Source organism: Nocardioides rubriscoriae (assembly GCF_008087085.1).
Classification (GTDB): Bacteria; Actinomycetota; Actinomycetes; order Propionibacteriales; family Nocardioidaceae; genus Nocardioides; species Nocardioides rubriscoriae.
In genome coordinates this window covers 229,729-246,084 of record NZ_VIYJ01000008.1, presented here as the reverse complement: position 1 = coordinate 246,084, position 16,356 = coordinate 229,729, and the positions used below count along the sequence as shown (strand labels likewise).

Annotated in this window: 19 protein-coding genes; 6 read left to right on the top strand and 13 right to left on the bottom strand. The window is 70.2% G+C overall.

From position 1 onward, the window contains the following. Positions 1–17: 17 nt before the first annotated feature. Entirely contained in the window at positions 18–296 is a 279-nt protein-coding gene (locus FZC61_RS24155; protein WP_484214016.1) for a ScoMcrA-related endonuclease, read from the bottom strand. A 483-nt stretch (positions 297–779) separates the two neighbouring features. Continuing rightward, entirely contained in the window at positions 780–1,244 is a 465-nt protein-coding gene (locus tag FZC61_RS15765; protein ID WP_148615127.1) for a hypothetical protein, read from the bottom strand. Positions 1,245–1,340: 96 nt separating this feature from the next. Between FZC61_RS15765 and FZC61_RS15760 the strand changes: the two genes are divergently transcribed. Further along, a complete protein-coding gene (locus FZC61_RS15760; protein ID WP_211357276.1) occupies positions 1,341–2,144 on the top strand; it encodes a restriction endonuclease in 804 nt (267 codons plus the stop codon). Between the two features lie 129 nt (positions 2,145–2,273). Here FZC61_RS15760 and FZC61_RS15755 read toward each other — a convergent pair whose 3' ends face one another. Both FZC61_RS15755 and FZC61_RS15750 read right to left on the bottom strand, forming a co-directional pair. Then, positions 2,274–3,461, bottom strand: coding sequence for a site-specific integrase (locus FZC61_RS15755; protein ID WP_148615126.1), 1,188 nt, complete (start codon positions 3,459–3,461; stop codon positions 2,274–2,276). A gap of 105 nt (positions 3,462–3,566) precedes the next feature. Continuing rightward, positions 3,567–3,842, bottom strand: coding sequence for a helix-turn-helix transcriptional regulator (locus tag FZC61_RS15750; RefSeq protein ID WP_148615125.1), 276 nt, complete (start codon positions 3,840–3,842; stop codon positions 3,567–3,569). 47 nt (positions 3,843–3,889) lie between these two features. Between FZC61_RS15750 and FZC61_RS15745 the strand changes: the two genes are divergently transcribed. Further along, complete coding sequence (locus FZC61_RS15745) at positions 3,890–4,204, top strand: hypothetical protein (RefSeq protein ID WP_148615124.1); 315 nt, start codon at positions 3,890–3,892, stop codon at positions 4,202–4,204. An 18-nt stretch (positions 4,205–4,222) separates the two neighbouring features. Here the strand turns inward: FZC61_RS15745 and glnA are convergent, their stop codons facing one another. Beyond that, positions 4,223–5,641 carry a type I glutamate--ammonia ligase gene (gene glnA, locus FZC61_RS15740; RefSeq protein WP_148615123.1) on the bottom strand — a complete coding sequence of 473 codons (1,419 nt, stop codon included), beginning with the start codon at positions 5,639–5,641 and terminating at the stop codon, positions 4,223–4,225. 203 nt (positions 5,642–5,844) lie between these two features. On the opposite strand from glnA, the gene FZC61_RS15735 reads away from it, so the two are divergent. Together FZC61_RS15735 and FZC61_RS15730 are read left to right on the top strand one after the other, a co-directional pair. Beyond that, the gene (locus FZC61_RS15735; protein ID WP_148615122.1) at positions 5,845–6,276 is read left to right on the top strand and encodes an RDD family protein; all 432 of its coding nucleotides are present in this window, start codon (positions 5,845–5,847) and stop codon (positions 6,274–6,276) included. A gap of 52 nt (positions 6,277–6,328) precedes the next feature. Continuing rightward, positions 6,329–7,162 (top strand): hypothetical protein, encoded by an 834-nt coding sequence (locus tag FZC61_RS15730; RefSeq protein WP_148615121.1) that lies wholly within the window; start codon positions 6,329–6,331, stop codon positions 7,160–7,162. Between the two features lie 19 nt (positions 7,163–7,181). Here the strand turns inward: FZC61_RS15730 and FZC61_RS15725 are convergent, their stop codons facing one another. The 7 genes from FZC61_RS15725 to lipB form a co-directional block, all read right to left on the bottom strand. Further along, positions 7,182–7,922 carry a DUF4191 domain-containing protein gene (locus tag FZC61_RS15725; protein WP_148615120.1) on the bottom strand — a complete coding sequence of 247 codons (741 nt, stop codon included), beginning with the start codon at positions 7,920–7,922 and terminating at the stop codon, positions 7,182–7,184. Between the two features lie 58 nt (positions 7,923–7,980). Continuing rightward, positions 7,981–8,931, bottom strand: coding sequence for a lipoyl synthase (lipA, locus tag FZC61_RS15720; protein WP_148615119.1), 951 nt, complete (start codon positions 8,929–8,931; stop codon positions 7,981–7,983). Positions 8,932–8,960: 29 nt separating this feature from the next. Continuing rightward, positions 8,961–9,830, bottom strand: a complete 870-nt coding sequence (locus tag FZC61_RS15715) for an NAD-dependent epimerase/dehydratase family protein (protein WP_148615118.1) — start codon at positions 9,828–9,830, stop codon at positions 8,961–8,963. Between the two features lie 40 nt (positions 9,831–9,870). Continuing rightward, a complete protein-coding gene (locus FZC61_RS15710; RefSeq protein WP_148615117.1) occupies positions 9,871–10,878 on the bottom strand; it encodes a hypothetical protein in 1,008 nt (335 codons plus the stop codon). Further along, complete coding sequence (locus FZC61_RS15705) at positions 10,875–11,822, bottom strand: ABC transporter ATP-binding protein (protein WP_148615116.1); 948 nt, start codon at positions 11,820–11,822, stop codon at positions 10,875–10,877. The genes FZC61_RS15710 and FZC61_RS15705 overlap by 4 nt, the downstream gene beginning before the upstream one ends. Before the next feature lie 130 nt (positions 11,823–11,952). After that, positions 11,953–13,128 carry a lactonase family protein gene (locus FZC61_RS15700; protein ID WP_148615115.1) on the bottom strand — a complete coding sequence of 392 codons (1,176 nt, stop codon included), beginning with the start codon at positions 13,126–13,128 and terminating at the stop codon, positions 11,953–11,955. A gap of 204 nt (positions 13,129–13,332) precedes the next feature. Further along, positions 13,333–14,079 (bottom strand): lipoyl(octanoyl) transferase LipB, encoded by a 747-nt coding sequence (lipB, locus tag FZC61_RS15695; protein ID WP_211357275.1) that lies wholly within the window; start codon positions 14,077–14,079, stop codon positions 13,333–13,335. Positions 14,080–14,169: 90 nt separating this feature from the next. Here lipB and FZC61_RS15690 point away from each other — a divergent pair, with 90 nt between their 5' ends. Next, positions 14,170–14,718 (top strand): hypothetical protein, encoded by a 549-nt coding sequence (locus tag FZC61_RS15690; RefSeq protein WP_148615114.1) that lies wholly within the window; start codon positions 14,170–14,172, stop codon positions 14,716–14,718. Here FZC61_RS15690 and FZC61_RS15685 read toward each other — a convergent pair. Next, positions 14,690–15,604, bottom strand: coding sequence for a TIGR01777 family oxidoreductase (locus FZC61_RS15685; protein WP_148615113.1), 915 nt, complete (start codon positions 15,602–15,604; stop codon positions 14,690–14,692). The genes FZC61_RS15690 and FZC61_RS15685 overlap by 29 nt on opposite strands. 131 nt (positions 15,605–15,735) lie before the next feature. Between FZC61_RS15685 and FZC61_RS15680 the strand changes: the two genes are divergently transcribed. After that, positions 15,736–16,191: a tellurite resistance TerB family protein gene (locus FZC61_RS15680; protein WP_148615112.1), complete on the top strand. Its 456-nt coding sequence runs from the start codon at positions 15,736–15,738 to the stop codon at positions 16,189–16,191. Positions 16,192–16,356: the final 165 nt, after the last annotated feature.

Below are 16,356 nucleotides of genomic sequence, written 5' to 3'. Positions count from 1 at the left end.
AAGCGGCAGATCTCGCGCTAGTCGCCCGTGACCTCGAACCTCAGTCGCCTCAGGACGCGAGCTGCACCCCAACGTCCCCCGTCGACTCGCACTGGCCCAAGTAGATCGCCAGTCGCATGGAGGTAGGCGACTGCGAGAATCGCCTTTGACGGATACTCGCGGCCCTCATGGACTACGTGATAACGGCGTGACGGTGAATATCCATACTTCTGAAGGAAATCGGCGCAGCCAAGTCGGTCGCACTCGGCGAGGGCCGCCAGGACGTGCGAGCGCTCAACCGCAGCCCAATGCACCATGGGCCAATTATGACGACCCGGAATGTTCTGCCTCCCGCGACGCGGCGGGACACCGCAGTTGCTCAGTTCCCCTAATGCCTCTTTGACACCCGGAGCAGTGACGACGAGGCGGTCGGTGTCTGTTTCCGTCAGGGCGAACCGGACGTTGTCGGCCAAGGTGGCGGCCGGGCGCGGTGGGGCAGCGGCGTCTGTCAGCGCCCGCGCACCGGTGGCGTGAAGTGCCACCGTCGCCTCGGAGAGGTCGAAGCGCGGATCATTGGTGAGCGCGGCCTTCACTTCCTCGGGGTGGTGGAGTGTGCGCGAGAGAGAACTCGGCTGAGGTCCTGAATGTCGACCTCGCGGTACCGGATCAGCAAGGCTCGGGCGTCGTCACCGGCCACCTTGTGCAGCAGCTTGGTCCGCGCAGCCTGATTCGCGATCCGCCTGCTCTTCGGAGGCTTCCACTGCGCCATCATGTCGCCCCCGGGGTCGACCGCACGTGCTTCAACCGTCCGAGTCGTCGACGACGTCCTGGTCGGTGCTGCGGCGACGGCGGGCTTTCTGCGCGATCTCGTCAGAGAGCCGGCTGGTGGCCGAACGTGCTCGGACGCGGGTCTCGGTGCTGAGCCTCTTGGCGGCGTCGACGCGCTCAGCGCCGGCGTCGCGCGCCCTGTCGCGCACCGCGGAGGCTGCCTCGACCCATCGCCGTGCCTCCACTGGATGGCGGCCGGACTCGATGCCGAGCAGGCCCTGGAAGTCGACGACCGCAGTGCCGACGTGATTGCGAGAGTGCACCACGGCCCGGGCCTTCGAGGGGTGGTCGCGCGCCGTCGACTCGGCGGCCTTGGCCGCCGTGGCGAGATCGCCGACCTGCCCGGCCGCTCCGGCCAGGACCGAGTCCTTCTGTGCGCGGAGTACATCATCGAGCTTCTCGTCGATGGTGGCGAGGTAGTCGGTGATCTCGTCCATCGCCTGGCTGTCGCGCTCATTCGATCTGACGCAACTGGCAGGGACGGGAGTTGATGAGACGGGAGTAGCCGGCCGCCGGCGTCCTAGTGTGGGCGCATGACCGACGACGGGCTCTCCTCGGCTGACGACCTTCTTCCAGAGGATCCAGCTGAGATGCTCTTGGGTGCGGTCGGCTTCGACGCACTCAGCCCGACCGACTTCGAAGAGTTCTGCTTCGACCTGATGTCAGAGACGGGTTTCGTGAACGTCGACTGGCGGAAGGGAACGCCCAAGGAATCCTCGCCGGCCGATCGCGGGCGCGACATCGTGGCTCAGCTCGAACGCCGCGACGTTGACGGACACCAGTATCTCGAGACGTGGTTCGTCGACTGCAAGCACTACGTACGTGGAGTGCCGCCCGAAGCGTTACAAGGGACGATCGCCTGGGCCACGGCCGAGCGGCCGGACACGGTGCTGTTTGTTGCCTCGGGATTCTTCACCAACGGAGCGAAGGACTGGATCTCAAGTTTCAACCAGACGAGGCCGGCGTTCCGCGTGAGGACGTGGGAAATGCCGCAACTGCGGAGGCTGCTGGCTGACCGGATGGATCTCGCGTTCAGGCATCAGGTTGAGACGTCTGCACTGCGTCGTGTCTCCGAAATCATGGAGGTCGAACACGAGCTGTTCGATCGGCTCTGGTACGGGCGCTCGGAGGCGTCGACTGGTGACGAGCGCCCCGAGGGCTATTCGGCGGAGATCTGGGCGACAGCACAGGCGGCCGCCCGCCGAATTGAGGAACAGTACGGAGTCGAGCTGCTCCGCAAGGACACCGAGACTCAGTTCGACTGGGGCATGCTCTCCGGGAAGATCTCTGCGATCCGCTGGGTCCTTGGGGCCGAATGGGACTTCCTCGACAGCTAGTTGTGACGGCTGATCGTGCCAAGACCTCCTAGTGTTAGACATTGAGAAGGCCCATTCCCGCAGACCATGAGCGGGTCGACCTCTGTCGCTGCGGTAGTCAGTCAACTTGCGTTGCTGGGCTGGCGCCCGCTAGCCCCGAGAGGGTTGCTCGAGTTCTGTGTCAGCCTCTTTGCCCGCGTGGCGCCCGGCTGCAAAGGCCGCATCCACTGCTGCACGGGTTCGCTCCGTGCTGCTGGGCATGAGATGGGTGTAGGTGCGCAAGGTGAACCCGGGGTCGCTGTGGCCGAGGTATTCGGACACGGCGCGAATCGATTCGCCGGCGTCTAGCAGCACGGAGGCGTACCAGTGGCGTAGAGCGTGCATGCCGTTGTCACGCGATTGCTCGATGCCCACATGGGCTTGGCCGGGCTTCCAGAGCCGTGTGTTGAAGTAGTTGCGGTTGAGGGCAGAACGCTCGCGTGTGGTGAGTATGAGCCCTGCGCTCGACTTCTTGTCCGCCTGGGGCGTTCCCCACGGAAGCGTGATGCTCCGTCGCGGGTAGGTAGCGAGGTGGTTGCTGAGTTCCGTCGCGACGCTCTCGGGCAAGGGGACGGTTCGGGTCTTGTCGCCCTTCGGCAGGCCAAAGACCAGGCGGTTGCCTCCGAACACCTTGACTTGCCGCCTGACCTCCACAACTCCGCGGAGGAAGTCGACATCCTCGACCGCGAGCCCAAATACCTCGCCTTGGCGTAGTCCCAGCCCCGATCCCAACGTGACTGCGATCCTGTACTGCGGCGGAAGCGCGTCGTGCATGGAGGAGACCCACTCGGTCGGCCAAGGCACCACCTTGCGGCGCGACGTTGCGGGCCTTGTCACTGAACTCGCTTTGCACGGATTCTTGGCAATCATGTCGTCGTCGACCGCAGCCGAGAAGATGGCAGACACGTTAGAGAAGATGACGCGCCGATAGGTCTCGGCCATCTCCATCGACCGTAGGAGCTTCTGGATGGTCGACGGCTTGATCTGTCGCAGCTCGAGGTGTCCTAGCGTCGGGAACACATGGAGCCTGAGTCGCAATTCGGTCGCCTCGTAGGTCAGCGGACTGAAGGTCCGACTGTCGAGCCACCCCTCGGCGTAGGCGCGAAATGAGATCCTGCCGGCGTCGACATCGAGGTAGGTTCCACGAAGTTTGTCCGCCTCGACCGTGTTGCGGAACGCAGCCGCCTCGGCCTTGCGTCGGAAGGTCTTACGACGCTGCCGCCCCTCGGGATCTCGGTAGTTGACGACGTAGCGAGGGCTGCCGTCGTCGGCTGGTCTCCCAGAGCTAATGCTTGCCATGGCAGCCCTCGGCAGCGTCGGACCGGGTGACCAAACATGCTGATGAGCATCTGCTCGCTGGTGGCGATGGAGTCGATTCCGGGTCAGGCTGATGGCCTGTCGGGATCACTGATTCTCCTCGAGTCGCAGCGTCCAATTGATCACGGTTGCTGCCCGCCAGCGCAGGTGCTTGCCGACACGGAAGCCGGCCGGGCCGTAACCTGTCGTCCGCCAGGAGTAGATGGTCTGCTTTGTCACGCCAAGGTAGGAAGCGACATCGTCGATGTCCCACAGCTCTTGGGCCTCGACCAGCCTGGGTGCCCGGCTTCCGCGGTCTCCGCGCCGCCGCGGCCCAAAGATTCCCGGTTCCATAGCCGGCACGTTCGAGTTCGTTGCCATCATCCAGCCCCTCCTCGCGGCGTTGACGGACAGTTGGTCTACGGGCACCTATGTCCGACGGCGGCATGGGAGCGATCACGTCGGCGGAAACGATGTGGCAGCAAGCTGACTCGGGCATCGCGGCGATGGTTGCCCAACTGTGCGATGCCAGGCTGGTGGCTCGGGCAACCGACCCGGGCCGCGACCTACCCGAAGAGTCCCCTGAGGACCGTGTGGCAGGAGATGGCGCTACCCAAATTTGTACCGGATTTGTAACAGACGAGCGGCTACCAACAGCAAACGCCGCCGAACGACCAAAAGGTCGCTCGGCGGCGTTTGTGCAGGTCAGCGGCTGTTCTTTGCGGTCGTTCGGCGTTGCTGAATGACCGCAGCCGGAGGCCCGGTTAGATGTCGTAGTAGAGCTCGAACTCGTGCGGGTGCGGGCGCAGCTGCACGGGGGCGATCTCCTGGGTGCGCTTGTAGTCGACCCAGGTCTCGATCAGGTCGGAGGTGAACACGTTGCCCTGGTGCAGGTACTCCTGGTCGTCCTCGAGCGCGTCGAGGACGGCACCGAGCGACGTGGGCACCTGGTCGATCTCGGCCATCTCGTCCGGCGGGAGCTCGTAGATGTCCTTGTCGATCGGGGCGGCGGGCTCGGTCTTGTTCTTGATGCCGTCGACACCGGCGAGCATCAGCGCGGCGAAGGCCAGGTAGGGGTTGGCCGACGGGTCGGGGAAGCGGGTCTCGATGCGCTTGGCCTTGGGGTTGGAGCCCGTGATCGGGATCCGGACCGAGGCGGAGCGGTTGCGCGAGGAGTAGACCAGCGAGATCGGGGCCTCGAAGCCGGGGACCAGGCGGTGGTAGGAGTTGACCGTCGGGTTGGTGAAGGCCAGCAGCGACGGGGCGTGCTTGAGGATGCCGCCGATGTACCAGCGCGCCATGTCGGACAGGCCGCCGTAGCCGGTCTCGTCGTAGAACAGCGGCTCGCCGCCGTTCCACAGCGACTGGTGCACGTGCATGCCGGAGCCGTTGTCACCGAAGATCGGCTTGGGCATGAAGGTGACCGACTTGTTGTTGGCCCACGCGGTGTTCTTGATGATGTACTTGAACTTCATCACGTCGTCGGCGGCCTTGAGCAGCGTGTCGAAGCGGTAGTTGATCTCCGCCTGACCGGCCGTGCCGACCTCGTGGTGGGCCCGCTCGACCTGCAGGCCGACGCCCTCGAGGTTCTTGACCATCTCGTCGCGCAGGTCGGTGTAGTGGTCGTAGGGAGCCACCGGGAAGTAGCCGCCCTTGAGGCGCGTCTTGTAGCCCAGGTTGTCGCCCTCGGCGCCGGAGTTCCACCAGCCCTCGACGGAGTCGATGTGGTAATAGCTCTCGTTGACGCCGGTCGAGTAGCGGACCTTGTCGAAGATGTAGAACTCGGCCTCCGGCGCGAAGTACGCCGTGTCGGCGATGCCGGTGGTCGAGAGGTAGGCCAGCGCCTTGCGCGCGATGTTGCGGGGGTCGCGCGAGTAGGGCTCGCCGGTGATCGGGTCGTGGATGAAGAAGTTGATGACCATCGTCTTCGCCGTGCGGAACGGGTCGATGTAGGCGGTGGTCGGGTCCGGGAAGAGCGCCATGTCGGACTCGTTGATGGCCTGGAAACCGCGGATGGACGAGCCGTCGAAGCCGAGACCGTCGTCGAAGACGCTCTGGTCGAACGACGAGACCGGGACGGTGAAGTGCTGCATGATGCCGGGCAGGTCGCAGAACCGGACGTCGACCATCTCGACGCCCTCGTCCTTGATGTAGGCGAGCAGGTCGTCGCTGTTGCTGAACATTCGTCCTCCTTGGCCGCGCCCTCCCAGGTGCAGCCGAACGCGTAGCGGTGACGTGGACCCGGGCGCGTCGCTGCGCCCGGTGTGGTCGAAAGGTAACTCTCGAGCCGTTTCGCGACCGTATCGGGTTTGTTTCCCCGGTGTAACAGGTGTGTCGAGGGGTGGCTCCACCCCGGGATGAGCGGCCCGCCGCCTAGGCTGGTGCCGTGAGCGACTCGATCCCGACCGCGTCCTGGGGCCGGCGGTTCGGCGCCCTGCTGGTCGACTGGGTGGCCTCCACCCTGGTCGCGATCGTCATCGTCGGCGGGGCCGACCACTACTTCGAGACCGGCAGCGCCGGCGGGTTCGTCACCCTGGCGGTCTACGTCGTCGAGTCGGCGCTGTTCACCTGGCTGCTGGCCGGCTCGTTCGGCAAGATCGCGACGGGGCTGCGCGTCGTGCCGGCCGACGGCGTGATGCGGCCGATGAACCTGCTGCGCCTGCTGGCCCGTCAGGTCCTCGTCGCCCTGGTGGTCCCGCCGCTGGTCTTCCGGCCCGACGGTCGCGGTCTGCACGACGTCGTGGCCGGCACCGCCACGGTCACCGCCGACACCTTCCGCGCCCTGGTGGCCGGTGCGTCGCGGCCCGGCCGCGGCTGACGGTTCTCGCCGTCTCGCGGACGGCGCGACCCGGCGCCGGTACGGTCGGCGCATGTCGAGGGGACGTCGTACGGCGACGCTGCTGGTGATCGTGGCGACCGGGTCCCTCCTGGTCGGGTGCGGCAGCGGTGACGCCCAGCAGGCCGTACCGACGCCGGTGGTCATCCCGGGGTCATCGGTGACCATCGGCACCGAGTCGACGGCACCGGCGCCGACTCCTACCCCGACCCCTGAGCCGAGCCCGACCAGCCCGACCAGCCCGACCAGCCCGACCACCGACCCGCCGCTCACCGGCGACATCGCCACCGCCGACGACCTCTTCGCGGCGGTCGGTGCGGCGATGGGCGGCTTCGAGACCGTGCACCTGTCGGTCGGCAACGCGACCCCGCCGCCGGGGGTCGAGGCCGACCACCAGTACCTCGGCGGCGACGACTACAGCGCCGAGATCTCCGCGGTGCCCGGCACCACGATCGAGGTGCGCCGCGTCGCCGGCACGACCTACGTGCGCACGACGGCCGACGGTGACTTCGCCGAGGTCGACCCCGACGACCCGGCCAACGCGGGCAGCGCCATCGGCGCCCTGCCCGGCTGGGACGTGCTCGGTGACCTCGCGGCGGCGCTCAAGGGCGCCTCGGACTTCGCCGCGGGCGGGCCGGCCGAGGTCGGCGGCACCCCGGTCGCGAGCTTCACCTTCACCGTCGACGCCGCTGACCTCGTCGGTGGCGCCCAGGTGCCCGACGACCTCACCGGCGCAGTCGACGTGACCTTCTCGGTCGACGACACCGGCCTGCCGGTGCGCGTCGACCAGGCCTTCGTCGACAGCGGCCAGCTGCTGCGCACCGACTACAGCGCCTGGGGCGCACCCGTCACCGTCGAGGCGCCCTGACGGGGGCACGCCGAGCGGCTCAGCGACCGCGCAGGTTGCCGCGCATGCCCTTCATCGACGTCGGCACGGGGCCGCGGGGGAGCGGGACCTTGGGACGCTGGGCGTCGAGGGCCCGCAGTCGCTGCAGGATGTCGGTGATCTCGGCCGGCTTGACCTGGCGGCCGAGCTTCTGGATGTGACGCACCAGCTTGGGCAGCGGCACCTGGCCCTCGCCGCTGCCGACGACGACCTCGTGGATCGGGGTCTCGCCGATGACGCGGTCGTGCTTCTTGCGCTCGGAGATCATCAGCGCGCGCAGCCGGTGGGGGTTGCCCTCGCCGACCAGCACAACGCCGGGAGGACCCACGACGCGGTGGACCATGTCCTGCTGCTTGGTGAAACCGACCATCTGCTCGACGGTCCAGCCCCGGCGCAGCATCGTCAGCGCCTGCGCGCCACCGCCGAGGCGACCCTCGAGGCGTGTGTACGCCGCCCGCTGGGCGCGGCGGCTGAAGATGATCATCATCCCGAGGAACCCGGTCAGCACCGCGATGAGGATCGAGAACACCAGGCCGAAGGTGCTGCCGCCGAAGGCGAGGAACACCAGGCCGAAGCCGATCGCACCGAAGACGAGGAACGCGCCGAGCAGCCACAGCCCGAGCCGGGGGTCGCTGTCCTTCGACATCCGGTAGGTCTCGATGATCTGGCGACGCCGACTCATCTTGGTCGGGTCGGTCTCCTTGACCGGGGCGGTCTTGGGGGCCTTGGGCTCCTTGGCCATCGGTGTCGTTGCCTCGCTACTCGTGCTGGTACGCCGGGTCGGTACGTCAGTCGGTACGTCAGACGGACGCGCGCGCGTCCATCGCCTGACGGTACAGGCGACCGGCACGGTACGACGAACGCACGAGCGGGCCCGACAGCACCCCGGAGAAACCGATCTCCTCGGCCTCGGCCGCCATCTCGACGAACTCCTCGGGCTTGACCCAGCGCTCGACGGGGTGGTGGCGCGCCGAGGGGCGGAGGTACTGCGTGATCGTGATGATCTCGCAGCCGGCGGCGTGCAGGTCGACCAGCGCCTGCGAGACCTCGTCGCGGGTCTCGCCCATGCCGAGGATCAGGTTGGACTTGGTGACCAGCCCGAAGTCGCGGGCCTGGGTGATCACGTCGAGCGAGCGCTCGTAGCGGAAGGCCGGGCGGATGCGCTTGAAGATGCGCGGCACCGTCTCGACGTTGTGGGCCAGCACCTCGGGGCGCGACTCGAAGACCTCGGTCAGCAGGTCGGGCTTGCCGTTGAAGTCGGGGATGAGGTTCTCGACGCCGATGCCGGGGTTGAGCTCGTGGATCATCCGCACGGTCTCGGCGTAGAGCCACGCGCCGCCGTCGTCGAGGTCGTCGCGTGCGACGCCGGTGATCGTGGCGTAGCGCAGCTGCATCTTCTGCACCGACTCGGCCACGCGACGCGGCTCGTCACGGTCGAGCGGGTCGGGCTTGCCGGTGTCGATCTGGCAGAAGTCGCAGCGCCGGGTGCACTGCTCGCCGCCGATGAGGAAGGTCGCCTCGCGGTCCTCCCAGCACTCGAAGATGTTGGGGCAGCCGGCCTCCTGGCAGACCGTGTGCAGGCCCTCGTCCTTGACGAGCTTCTGCAGGGCCTTGTACTCGGGGCCCATCTTGGCGCGGGTCTTGATCCACTCGGGCTTGCGCTCGATCGGGGTCTCGGCGTTGCGGACCTCGAGGCGCAGCAGCTTGCGGCCGTCGGGAGCGGTGGGGCTGACGGGGGGTGTGGTCGTCACTTCGTCGATCCTACGTCGCGCGGCGGCACTCAGCGCCCACCCGGGTAGCCGTCGCGCAGGAGCTCGACCAGGGAGGGCGCCGACGGCTCCCAGCCCAGCGCCCGGGCCGCGCGACCCGCCGACTGCTGGTCGAGCAGCAGGGCCTCGGCGAACGCCGCCCCGAACCGGCCAGCGGCCTCCTCGGCGCTGCCCGCGACGACGGTCGCGTCGGGACCGACCGCGGCCTCGCCGAGCTCGCGCACCGTCGGGTTGGTGCCGTTGGCGCCGACGTACGCCGTGCCGCCGGGCGCCTGGTGGAGCACCAGGACGTAGAGGTCGGCGAGCTCGTCGACGTGGACGGTCGGCCAGTGCTGGTCGCCGGTGCCGATGAGCACCAGGGCGCCCGCCTCGTCACGGGGCCCTGCGGCCAGCATCGCGGGGATGCCGCCGCCGTGGCCGTAGACGATGCCCGGACGGACCACCGAGGCGCGCACGCCCGAGGTGAGCAGTCGCTGCTCGCCGGCCGGGCGCCACGCGGTGATGGCGGGGGGCTGCTGCGGGTCGTCGTCGGCGATGTCGGGGTTGTCGCCGTAGGTCCACACGCCGCCGGTGTGCACGAACGGCTTCTCGGTGCCGGCGAAGGAGGCCAGCACGGCCTCGATCACGGCGTCGTTGAGCGCGGCGTCGCGTTCGTCGCTGCCTGCGGCGGTGTGGATCGCCCCGTCCACCGTGTCGAGCTGCCCGCGCAGCCAGGCCGGGTCGAACAGGTCGCCCACGACGGGGGTGACCCCGACGACGCGCACCGCGTCGGCCTTCTCCTCGTTGCGGACCACGGCCCGCACCTGGTGCTCGGAGGCCAGCAGGCGGGCGAGGACAGCGTTGCCGATGTAACCGGTCGCGCCGGTCAGCAGGATCTCCATGTCTGGCCCAACGAGCGTGGGCGGACGATATTCCGCGGCGCTACGGCACGTCGCGTCGGCGGTACGACGCCGCGCTGGCCGACCCGAGGGCCAGCAGCAGCACGCCGTAGTAGACGGCACCGCCGCGCTGGGTCAGCCGCGCCTGGGTCGCGCAGCGGTCGGAGTCGGTCGTGGTCATGTCGTAGACGACGACCGCGCAGTCGGCCGGGGGCTCGACGTACCAGGTGACCTCGCCCTTGACCACGGCCAAAGCGTTGGTCGCGGGCTCGAAGCGCAGCGCGCCGTCGGGCAGCAGCGCGCCGAAGAGCAGGCCACCGGCCACCGAGACCCCGAACAGCACCCCGATGGTGAACACCGTGCTGCGCACCATGGTGGTCAGCGCGTAGCCGCCGACGGCCGCCGCCACGATCATGGCCAGGCCGCGACCGGCCTGCTGGGCGACGTCGGTGACGACCTGTCCCGACGGGTCGAGGTCACGGGCCTGGGCGAACGCGAGCAGCCCACCCCAGAACACAGCGAGCGCGACCAGCCCCACCCCGAGGGCGAGCAGGCCGACCGCCAGCGCCTTGGCGCCCCAGACCCGCAGCCGGCGGGACTCGAAGAGAAGCTGGTTGCTCATGGAGCCCGACCCCCAGTCGTGCCCGACGTAGGTCGTGCCGGCCAGCAGCATCAGCACGGCGACGACGGCCACCACCGCCAGCCCGGCCCCGCTGAGCTCGGAGTCCAGGCGCAGCTGCTCGCGGTAGAGGTACTGCTCGGGGTCGACGGGGTAGGACAGGCGCCGTTCGCACTGGCGCTCGGCGTTGTCGGGGGCGATGCCGAACTGGCGCGGTGCCTGGAGGCACCGCTCGATCTGCTCGCGCTGGAAGCCGAGCTCGACGTCGGCCTGCTCCTGGGCGTCGGCGCGGTCGGCGTCGCTGACCGGCCGGGTCTCGTAGGCACGCGCCGCGAGGATGATCGTCGGGATGACGATGGCGGCCGCGACCAGCAGCAGGACGGCCCGGCGCCACCGCAGTCGGGTCAGCTCGACGCGCAGCAGGCGGATCATGCGGCACCGCCCGGCGCGGTGGTGTGCTGGCCGAGCGTGTCGGCCTCGGTGAGCTCGAGGAAGACCGACTCGAGGTCGCGACGCAGCGGGGTCAGGCCGGTCAGCCAGATCTCGGCGGCGCCCAGGGTGCGGGTGATGCGGGCCGGGTCGTCGGACTCGACGCGCAGCCCGGTCTCGGTGGGCGTCGTCGCGAGCCCGGCGTCGGTGAGCGCGCGGCGCGCGGCGGCCTGGTCGGGCACGGTGACGGCGTACGCCGCGGCGGTGCCGCCGACCAGGTCGTCGACCTTGCCCGAGGCGAGCAGGCGGCCGTTGCCGATGATGGTGGCCGAGGTGCAGACCTGCTGCACCTCGGCGAGGATGTGCGAGCTCAGCAGCACCGTGACCCCGCGGGCGCCGAGGTCGCGGATGGTCTCGCGGATCTCGCGGATGCCGGCGGGGTCGAGGCCGTTGGTGGGCTCGTCGAGGATCAGCAGCTGCGGGTCCTTGAGCAGGGTCGCGGCGATCGCCAGGCGCTGCTTCATCCCCAGCGAGTAGGACTTGTAGCGGTCACGGTCGCGACCGGTGAGGCCGACGGTCTCGATCGCCTGGTCGACCTGGCGGTCGGGTGCGCCGATGGAGCGCGACAGCAGCAGCAGGTTGCGGCGTCCCGAGAAGTGGGGGGAGAACTTCGGTGACTCCACCACCGCACCGACGCGGTCGATCACCGCCGGCAGGTGGGCGGGCACCTGCTGGCCGAACAGCCGCATCTCGCCCCGCGTGGCGCGAGCCAGCCCCAGCAGCATCCGGATCGTGGTGGTCTTGCCCGAGCCGTTGGGCCCCAGGAAGCCATGGACCCCGCCGGCCGGGACCGCGAGGTCGAGGTCGTCCACCGCGACCCTGGTGCCCTTGCGGCCGCGGAACTCCTTGCGCAGGCCGGTGGCCTCGATGACCAGCTGATCGCTCATGTGTGTGTCCCTCCCCGAGTGCGACGGGTCATCAGATCACGTGCGCAGCGCCGATCCTGGCAACGCCACGCGCGCACGAGCGCCGCGGCCCTCACGGACCGCGGCGCCCACGTCGAGGCGTCGACCAGGCTCAGGTCACCACGATGCCGGTGGGCGCGGAGGCGGCCGGCAGCGGCGTGGGGGAGCTCGCGAGCTCCGTCAGGTCGCCTCCCTCGACGGCGAAGACGCTGACGACGCGACCGCGGCCACCGGTGACCGACAGGGTGCGGCCGTCGGGCGAGAGCCGCGCGTCCACGGCGCCGACACCGTCGTTGAAGGGCGTGTTGCCGAGGAGGTCGAGCTCGCCGTCGTCGCTGACCGCGTAGCGGGAGATCGTCAGGGCGGCGGTGTTGACGGCGAACAGGTACCTGCCGTCAGCAGTGATCTCGACCCAGCAGGTGGCGGTCTGACCGTTCGGGAACAGACCCGGTCCGATCGGGTCGAAGGTGCCGTTGCGCGACACGTCGTACGCCGCGACGGTGCCCGTGCCCGGGCCGCCGTGCGCGAGGGTGACGAACAGCTGGTCGGCGTGGGTCGGGCTGAACTGCGCGCCGATCGGCCCCGCCACGGCGGTCGGGGTCCCCACCTGCACCGGGGCGATGCGGCCGTCGCCGTGCACCTTGAACGAGTCGAGCTGCGAGGTGTCGTCGCGCGTGCCGATCAGGCGCTTGCCGCTCGGGTCGAAGAGGACGTCACCCGCGTGGGACCCGTCGGGCAGGGCGAAGGTCGACCCGGGGATCGCGGTCAGCGAGCCGGTGCCCGACAGACGGAAGCCGGTGTAGTTCTCGCCGCCCTCGCCGCCGTTGGCGACGTAGACCAGGCTGTCGTGGACGGCGATCGAGACGGGCTTCTTGCCGCCCGAGGGCACGGGGGTGCCGACGGGGGTCGGGACGCCGTCGGCGCCGAGCCGCAGGACCGAGATGCTGTCGGACCCGGCATTGACCGCGAGGAGGAAGCGGCCGTCGTCCGAGCGCTGGATCGCCCCCTGCGACCCGAGGCCCCGGCCGAGACCGCTGCCACCGGTGGCGAAGGGGGAGCCGGGGATGGGCGTCAGGCTCCCGTCGGCGTGCCGGTCGAAGGCGGCCACGGCGTTGGCCCCGGCGTTGTTGTCGTTGACGTAGGTGTGGCCGACGACGGGGGATGCCGCGGTGGTCGACGGGGTGGTCGACTGGGTGGTCGTGGCCTGTGCGGAGGTGGTCCCGGCGAGCCCGGTGAGGGCGAGGGCGAGCGCGCTGGCGGTGGCGCCGACCCTGTGGTGGATCTGCATGTCGAGCTCCTGTGGTCGAGTGCGGATGAGAGGTGGGGTGCCTCTCGAGTTGACCACCGCGGGAGTGCCGCGAGAAGGGCGCGAGACGTTCCGTCATCGACCTGAAAGCCTGTATTACAGGGTGATTGCGCGTTTGAGGGTGCTGTCCGCCGGTGCGGGCCTGCGCTGCTCGGCTCGACGACGAGGGAAGCGCGAGCAGTGCTCTCAGCCGCCGGGACGGACCAGCTCGATGCGCGGCGCACGGCCGGGCTCGGGGCGCGGCTCGTAGTCGGGCGTGGGGTCGTAGGGCGCCCAGGCGAGGTAGTGGCGCAGGTGCTGCTCGACCGACGGCAGGACGTCGCGCACCGTGACCGGGCGACCGGTCTCGACCGAGAGCGTGGTGACCCCGGCGTCGGCGATGCCGCAGGGCACGAACCGGTCGTACCAGCCGAGGTCGACGTCTGCGTTGAGGGAGAAGCCGTGCATGGTGACGCCGCGGCTGACGCGGATGCCGATCGCGGCGACCTTGCGCTCGGGCCGCTCGTCGGTGGCGCGCAGCCAGACGCCGCTGCGCCCCGGCACGCGGGCGGTCTCGACGCCGAGGTCGCGACACACCGCGATCAGCGCCTCCTCGACCCGGCGCACGTAGTCGACGACCTTGACGTGGTCGGGCAGCCGCACGATCGGGTAGCCGACGAGCTGGCCGGGGCCGTGGAAGGTGATCTTGCCGCCGCGGTCGACGTCGATGACCTGCGCGCCGCCGGGGTCGACCGGCCGCTCGTGCGGGTCGGTGCGCTTGCCGGCGGTGTAGACGGGCGGGTGCTCGAGCAGCAGCACCGTCGGCGGTCGCGAGCCCGCGACCACGCCGGCGTGCACCTCGCGCTGCAGGTCCCACGCGGCGAGGTAGTCGACGGCCCCGGACCCGAGTCCGGCGACCTCGAACGACAGGTCGAGGGGCAGGTCGGCAGTCACGTCCTCACCCTACGCCCGGCCACGACCACCCGGGTCCGAGCCTGTGGATGGACTCTGCGCGCGGACGGCGACCTCGGCTCTACTGGAGCCATGTCGTCCCGGGTCGTCTCGCGCGTGCTGCTCAGCGTGCTGGCCGGTGCCCTGTGCGGGGTGGTGGTGACCTGCGGCGTGCTGGTCGTGCGGTCGCCCGACGCGGCGCCACCGGCGCCCTCGGCGCGTCCGGCCGACGGTCGGGCGACGCCCGTGGCCACGCCACCCGCGGCCCGGGCCCGGCAGGTGCTGCGCCACTGGGACGCCGAGCGCGCTCGGGCCTGGACCAGCGGTGACGTCCGGGCCCTCGCGGGGCTCTACACGCCGGGGTCGGTGGCCGGACGGCGTGACGCGGCGATGCTGCGCGCCTGGGCCGGCCGCGGACTGCGCGTCACCGGCCTGACCACCCAGGTGCTGCGGCTGCAGGTGCTCCTCGACCGCCCGCGACGCTTGGTGCTCGTGGTCACCGACCGGGTCGCGCACGTCTCGGCCGGCGACCTGGTGCTCCCGCACGACCGGCCGTCGACGCGGCGGATCGTGCTGGCACGCAGCCCGGTCGGGCGGTGGCGCGTCGCGTCGGTCAGTCCCGAGCCGCGAGGGCGGTCGTGAGCATCGAGTCGAGGTCGGCGTCGGCGAAGACGTAGCCCGACGCGAGCAGGGCCTCCGGGCGCACGTTGAGCGAGCCCAGCAGCTCCGACGACATCTCGCCGCCCGCGAGCCTGATCGCCGCGGCCGGCACCGGCACCACCGCTGGGCGGTGGCAGGCGGCCGCGAGGGCCTTGGTGAACTCGGCATTGGTGGGCGCCTGGGGCAGGCACAGGTTGAACGCCCCCGAGGCGTCGGCGTGCTCGGCGAGGTGGACCACCCCACCCACCCAGTCGCGCAGCGAGATCATCGGCATGTACTGGCGCCCCTTGCCGAGCCGACCGCCCAGGCCGGTGCGGAACAGCAGCCGCAGCTGCTGCAGCGGCGCCGCGCGCCGGTCCATGACCGGGGCGGTGCGCAGCACGCAGACCCGGGAGCCGGCCGCGACCGCCGGGTCGGCGGCGGCCTGCCACTCACGGGTGACGTCGGTGAGCAGCGCGTGCCCGCGGGTGTCGGCGGCCTCGGTCAGCACGGCGTCGCCGTGGTCGCCGTAGTAGGAGATCCCGTTGCCGGCCAGGAACGCCGGGGGTCGGTCGGCCTCGGCGATCGTCTCGGCGAGCAGCGCCGTCGTGGTCACCCGGCTCTCGCGCAGCTGGCGCGCCCACTTCTTGGAGTGCGGGTTGCCCAGCGTGGGGGAGCCGGCCAGGTTGACGACCACGTCGGCGGTGCGGACCAGCGTGCGGTCGACCTGGCCAGCGTAGGGGTCCCAGGTCGACTCGTCGGGCCCGCCGGCCTCACGGCGCACGAGCGAGGTCACCTGGTGGCCACGGCTGCGCAGCGCGGTGCGCAGGTGGCTGCCGAGGAAGCCGGAACCGCCGGCGAGCACGATCGAGAGCGCAGGTGAGGCCATGGCGCGATCCTGGCAGACGGCCCCGACGACCACCTCCCCCGGCAGTGCGGGGACGACGACACCGGGCGCGGTTGTCGTCGTGGGGCACCATGACAGTCCAGCCCCCGACGAAACCCGAGGTAGTCACCACCATGCCCATCTGGAACCGGCTCCGCCAGGCCACGCAGGACATGCAGACCCAGCTCCTCGCCAAGAAGAACGAGCTGCAGAGCGGGTCCTTCCGCGACGCCAGCATGGCGATGTGCGCGCTGGTGGCCGCGGCCGACGGCAGCGTCGACGCCTCGGAGCGCCAGAAGGTCTCCGGCCTGATCACCTCCAACGCCGCCCTGTCCAACTTCCCGCCCGACACCCTCAGCTCACGCTTCGACGAGAGCTGCAACAAGCTCGCCGCCGACTACCAGCTCGGCAAGGTCGAGCTCATCCAGGTGGTCGGCAAGACCAAGAAGAAGCCGTCGGAGGCCCGCGCCGTCATCCAGATCGGCATCATCATCGGCGGCGCCGACGGCCACTTCGACGACCAGGAGAAGGCCGTCGTCCGCGAGGCCTGCCACGCCGTCGGCATCGACCCCGCCGAGTTCGAGCTGTGATGGTGGGTCGCCTCCGGCTCTGTTGACTGGTCGCCTACGGTCGGCCCGCGTCTGGCTGGCCGCCCGTCGTCCTCGAGGGCTGCCGCCGGTCTGGGTGGCGGCCGCCCAGACGCTGGGGCCGACCTCCGGCTCCGTGCGCCCTGTGGTCGGCCTGGCGTCGTGGCC

Coding starts and splice junctions, on each gene's coding strand:
- FZC61_RS15685 (WP_148615113.1), bottom strand. CDS start 15,604: ATGGCCTCACCTGCGCTCTCGATCGTGCTCGCCGGCGGTTCCGGCTTC.
- FZC61_RS15715 (WP_148615118.1), bottom strand. CDS start 9,830: ATGGAGATCCTGCTGACCGGCGCGACCGGTTACATCGGCAACGCTGTC.
- FZC61_RS15725 (WP_148615120.1), bottom strand. CDS start 7,922: ATGGCCAAGGAGCCCAAGGCCCCCAAGACCGCCCCGGTCAAGGAGACC.
- FZC61_RS15680 (WP_148615112.1), top strand. CDS start 15,736: ATGCCCATCTGGAACCGGCTCCGCCAGGCCACGCAGGACATGCAGACC.
- FZC61_RS15750 (WP_148615125.1), bottom strand. CDS start 3,842: ATGATGGCAACGAACTCGAACGTGCCGGCTATGGAACCGGGAATCTTT.
- FZC61_RS15745 (WP_148615124.1), top strand. CDS start 3,890: ATGTCCGACGGCGGCATGGGAGCGATCACGTCGGCGGAAACGATGTGG.
- FZC61_RS15755 (WP_148615126.1), bottom strand. CDS start 3,461: ATGGCAAGCATTAGCTCTGGGAGACCAGCCGACGACGGCAGCCCTCGC.
- glnA (WP_148615123.1), bottom strand. CDS start 5,641: ATGTTCAGCAACAGCGACGACCTGCTCGCCTACATCAAGGACGAGGGC.
- FZC61_RS15765 (WP_148615127.1), bottom strand. CDS start 1,244: ATGGACGAGATCACCGACTACCTCGCCACCATCGACGAGAAGCTCGAT.
- FZC61_RS15705 (WP_148615116.1), bottom strand. CDS start 11,822: ATGAGCGATCAGCTGGTCATCGAGGCCACCGGCCTGCGCAAGGAGTTC.
- FZC61_RS15690 (WP_148615114.1), top strand. CDS start 14,170: ATGTCGTCCCGGGTCGTCTCGCGCGTGCTGCTCAGCGTGCTGGCCGGT.
- FZC61_RS24155 (WP_484214016.1), bottom strand. CDS start 296: ATGGTGCATTGGGCTGCGGTTGAGCGCTCGCACGTCCTGGCGGCCCTC.
- FZC61_RS15700 (WP_148615115.1), bottom strand. CDS start 13,128: ATGCAGATCCACCACAGGGTCGGCGCCACCGCCAGCGCGCTCGCCCTC.
- FZC61_RS15710 (WP_148615117.1), bottom strand. CDS start 10,878: ATGATCCGCCTGCTGCGCGTCGAGCTGACCCGACTGCGGTGGCGCCGG.
- FZC61_RS15730 (WP_148615121.1), top strand. CDS start 6,329: ATGTCGAGGGGACGTCGTACGGCGACGCTGCTGGTGATCGTGGCGACC.
- FZC61_RS15760 (WP_211357276.1), top strand. CDS start 1,341: ATGACCGACGACGGGCTCTCCTCGGCTGACGACCTTCTTCCAGAGGAT.